Annotated in this window: 5 protein-coding genes; all 5 read left to right on the plus strand. The window is 35.4% G+C overall.

The window, feature by feature from the left end:
* Nucleotides 1-169: 169 nt before the first annotated feature.
* The 5 genes from ACEYOS_RS03940 to ACEYOS_RS03960 all read left to right on the plus strand — a co-directional run bounded on the left by ACEYOS_RS03940 (nucleotide 170) and on the right by ACEYOS_RS03960 (nucleotide 3901).
* A complete protein-coding gene (locus ACEYOS_RS03940; protein ID WP_143853014.1) occupies nucleotides 170-1162 on the plus strand; it encodes a hypothetical protein in 993 nt (330 codons plus the stop codon).
* Between the two features lie 328 nt (nucleotides 1163-1490).
* Nucleotides 1491-1946, plus strand: coding sequence for a DUF2750 domain-containing protein (locus ACEYOS_RS03945; protein WP_373781601.1), 456 nt, complete (start codon nucleotides 1491-1493; stop codon nucleotides 1944-1946).
* A gap of 168 nt (nucleotides 1947-2114) precedes the next feature.
* Nucleotides 2115-2750, plus strand: coding sequence for a CatA-like O-acetyltransferase (locus ACEYOS_RS03950; protein WP_373781602.1), 636 nt, complete (start codon nucleotides 2115-2117; stop codon nucleotides 2748-2750).
* Between the two features lie 421 nt (nucleotides 2751-3171).
* Nucleotides 3172-3318, plus strand: a complete 147-nt coding sequence (locus ACEYOS_RS03955; protein WP_373797512.1) for a GNAT family N-acetyltransferase — start codon at nucleotides 3172-3174, stop codon at nucleotides 3316-3318.
* A gap of 58 nt (nucleotides 3319-3376) precedes the next feature.
* Nucleotides 3377-3901 (plus strand): GNAT family N-acetyltransferase, encoded by a 525-nt coding sequence (locus ACEYOS_RS03960; RefSeq protein ID WP_373747972.1) that lies wholly within the window; start codon nucleotides 3377-3379, stop codon nucleotides 3899-3901.
* Nucleotides 3902-3954 lie beyond the last annotated feature (53 nt).

A 3954-nucleotide genomic window follows, 5' to 3' on the forward strand; every position in this document is an offset into this window, starting at 1 on the left:
AATAAAGAAACTACAGCTAACATCGTATTGGCAATAGTGCGGAGGAATCGTAAGTTTAAGCATTTTAGATGTTCCGAAGAGTAATTTATAATAAGAAAGTTTCCACGTTACAGCCGCACCATCGCCAATACGTAAACGTTAGCGGTCAGGCTAAAAAACGACACAGACAATGAAATGTGAAAGTTGCAACATAAGAGAAATTGAAGTTGAAGAACTTGCGGACGAAGGACAAAATCCTTTTCGTTTGTGTTTGCCTTGTCACGACAGACTATTAAACAAAGCATTAAGACCTTTAGAGTTTTTTAACTTAACTGCAATTCACGGACACGGTTACTATTTACACGATGACTTTTACGATTACGACACAGGAGAAGCTACACAATCGGACATTGAAGTAATTGACGCTGAAAAATTTCCATTTCCAAGCTTTGAACAAATCAGAAATGATTTAAACAGACTTATTGACTTTTCATTTGTTCAGTATTTCACGGACGATTTTGTTATCAACGAGCTTCAAGAGTTCGACAAATTGGAAGTTCTTAAAAGACTTAAAGAAAAGGTAGATTATAATCGAGCTATCAATTACAAAGCCTATGAAATTGCTGGGAAGGTAGTTGGTAAAACAGCAGAAGAATGGATAAAGAAAGAATGGATTAACAGACGAGAAAATGAACTTCAAATATTTGCAGAACCAATAGCAAAGTGTTTGGATTTTGACGAAGCATTTAAAATTCTAACAATTGAACTAGAAAGCGGAGACGATAAATTTTTATCCGAAAATGTTTCCGCACTTCTCTATTTCAAAAGCGACCAGACACTTGACTGGATTGAAAAAGTTAGTAAAAGAATAAAAAATATTTCTTCTAGCTGGGGACAACTTGCCGCAAGTTCGCAGTTCACTTGGAACAGAGCAAACAAGTGGTTGACACTTGGACGACCTTTGAGTTTGATAGCACTTGACAGTTTAATTTATTGCACAACAATAGGCGAAAGATTAAACCAATCACTTTGGTTACGACAATTAAACCCAAGACTTATTGATAATCCAAGACCTGAAATCATTGCTAACAGACTTCGTGAATATTTACTTGTTGACAGTGTACCGAGAACAAAAAATGCAGTAGAAACAATCGTTGACAATGTATTTGAGACAACTAAATAAAGAAGCCCGAACCGCTAACATCAGCTATACGCAAGCAGGGGTTTCGTGCTTCGTAGGACAGGAAAGTGGTATATTTGAAGTTCAGTTCTTCGTAGGAAGTACAGTGGTAAAATACCCTGCCTGCGTATAGCTGAGAACCGTTGGCGGTAATTCCCCCTAGACTCCCGCCCTGACCCCGTAAGCTAACGGCGGAAGAGCGGAAAAATGAAGGGAATTTATAAGAAAAAATGGTTTTGTAAATATTTAATTAACAAAACATTAACAAAACGTTAGTTAGAATGGTACAGAAAAAAACTGCTGAAGTATTATAAATTAAAACCAGAACTTAATGTTGAAAAACCATATTGACGTCAGATTAAAACATGAAAAATTCATAAAAAGAGTTTGCGAAACAAATATTGTCTATGGATTAGAATCCGAAGAGGGATTTGCAACCTCAAGCTCAAATGATTTTGAAGATGAAGATGGTGAGCCAATTGGAATTATATGTTTTTGGTCTGAAAAAGCTCTTGCAAATTCTTGCATAAAAAATGGATGGGAAGAATATAAATTAGCGGAAATAAGTTTGTCAGAGTTTATCGAAAATTGGTGCATCGGAATGGATAACGATGAACTTTTGGTAGGGACAAATTTTGACCAAAATATGTTTGGTTTTGAAATTGACCCATTTGATTTAATTCTAGAATTAGTTGAAGAATTAAAAACAAATAAAAAGGAATTGGAGTTTCTAAAATTTGAAAACTTGGCTGATTTAGAGAAACAAATTAATGATGCAATCGAATAAAACCACTACCGCCAACACACGCTACAAGCAATTTGGGGATTTGGCTTAATGGAAAAATTGGTTTGTATTTGGAAGTTTTGGCAAATCCGAAGATAAGGCTTAATTTAATCCCAAACTGCTTGTAGCGCGAGAACGTTGGCGGTAATTCTAAAGCTGCATGATCCATCCATGATGAAAAAGATTGACATTGAAAATTGGAACCGTCGTGAACATTTTGAGTTTTTCTCTAAGATGACGAGTCCTTATTTTGGAATCGTAACCGAGGTCGATTGCTCGAAAGCTTACGCACACTGTAAAGAAAACGGCTATTCATTCTTTGCATATTACTTATTTAAATCCATGAAAGCTGTCAATTCAGTCGAAGAACTAAAACTCAGAATTGTTGATCAAAATGTTGTGTTGTTCGATGAAATTCATGCCGGAACTACGATCGGAAGGTCAGATGGAACATTTGGTTTTGCATTTGTAAATTTTTCAAAAGACTTCGCAAGCTTCAATCTGGAATTGCAATCCGAAATTGCCGCTGTGAATAATTCCACCGGTCTTCGTCTCAACAATGATGATATTAAAAAGAATTTGATTCGCCATTCGACGTTCCCATGGCACAAGTTTACTGCATTGCTTCATCCAACAAATTTTGATAAAACTGAATCAGTTCCTAAAATTACCTTTGGAAAATTCTTTGTGCAAAACGACCAAAAGCTTCTTCCAATTTCAATTGAAGCACATCATGGATTAGTTGATGGTTTACATCTATCAATGTATCTCAACGAATTTCAGCGCGAATTAAATCTTGGAGAGTAAGAACTACCGCCAACATTGCATAGCCGCAATGCCTGCTTTTTAGCTTCGTCAGAGGCTACTCAGGTAAATCAAATTTGCGTTCTCTAAGAATATTTATCTTAAGTTTACGGCACTGACGGCTATGCGTGACCGTTAGCGGCAACCTTATCCGACTAACAGTCCACAAAGAAAACAATGAACATTATAATAAGAAAAGCAGAAGAAAAAGACAGCGAAAAAATTTGGACTTTAATGGAAAAACTTGCTGTTTTTGAAAAATATATTGACAGTTTTGCTATTACGCCAGAAATCGTAAAGGATAGTGGTTTTCGCAAAAATCCACCAGACTTTCATTGCATTGTAGCGTCCGACATCGACAAAATTGCGGGAATGCTGGTTTATTATTTTCTTCCATACACGGCTCAAAACAGACCAGCAATTTATGAAAGAGCTTTATGTAGACGAAAATTATCGTGGACAGAAAATCGGAGAACAACTTATGAACTCTTTAAAAATTGAGGCAAAACAATTGCAATCAAATAAAATGGACAGTTGCACCTTGGAACAAAGCAGGACAAAAATTTTATGAACGCTTAGGTGCGACAGAGAATAATGAGTGGCTTAACTATGAGTGGAAAATTTAGAAAATGGAAACAGTACAAATATCAAAAATAAAAAAAGACGAAATTCTGCAATTACAAGAAATTGGCAGACAGACTTTTTATGAAACGTTTTCTGAAAGTAACACCGAAGAAAATATGAAAAGCTATTTAGAAGATGGGTTTTCAATTGACAAAATAACTAATGAATTAAATGACGAAAATGCAGAGTTTTACTTTGCAAAAATTGACGACAAAATTATTGGATATTTAAAGCTCAACTTCGGACAATCGCAAACAGAACTAAAAGACGACAAAGCTCTTGAAATTGAGAGAATTTATGTGCTTAAAGAATTTCACGGCAAAAAAGTCGGACAAATTCTGTATGACAAAGCAATTGAAATTGCGAAACAAAAAAATGCGGACTATGTTTGGTTAGGCGTTTGGGAAGAAAATCCGAGAGCAATAAATTTTTATAAGAAAAACGGTTTTGTAGAGTTTGACAAACATATTTTCAAACTTGGGGAAGATGAACAAACGGACATTATGATGAAACTAAAATTAACGAACTGAAACAAAGGCAGCCGCTAATAACTAAGCTTTCGTTTTGTCTGAAAGACAAGAAA

It is taken from the genome of Kaistella sp. (assembly GCF_041824135.1).
Classification (GTDB): Bacteria; Bacteroidota; Bacteroidia; order Flavobacteriales; family Weeksellaceae; genus Kaistella.

Excerpts from the sequence above, each read along its gene's own strand:
- ACEYOS_RS03940 (WP_143853014.1), top strand. The coding sequence starts at position 170 with ATGAAATGTGAAAGTTGCAACATAAGAGAAATTGAAGTTGAAGAACTT.
- ACEYOS_RS03960 (WP_373747972.1), top strand. The coding sequence starts at position 3,377 with ATGGAAACAGTACAAATATCAAAAATAAAAAAAGACGAAATTCTGCAA.
- ACEYOS_RS03955 (WP_373797512.1), top strand. The coding sequence starts at position 3,172 with ATGAAAGAGCTTTATGTAGACGAAAATTATCGTGGACAGAAAATCGGA.
- ACEYOS_RS03950 (WP_373781602.1), top strand. The coding sequence starts at position 2,115 with ATGATGAAAAAGATTGACATTGAAAATTGGAACCGTCGTGAACATTTT.
- ACEYOS_RS03945 (WP_373781601.1), top strand. The coding sequence starts at position 1,491 with ATGTTGAAAAACCATATTGACGTCAGATTAAAACATGAAAAATTCATA.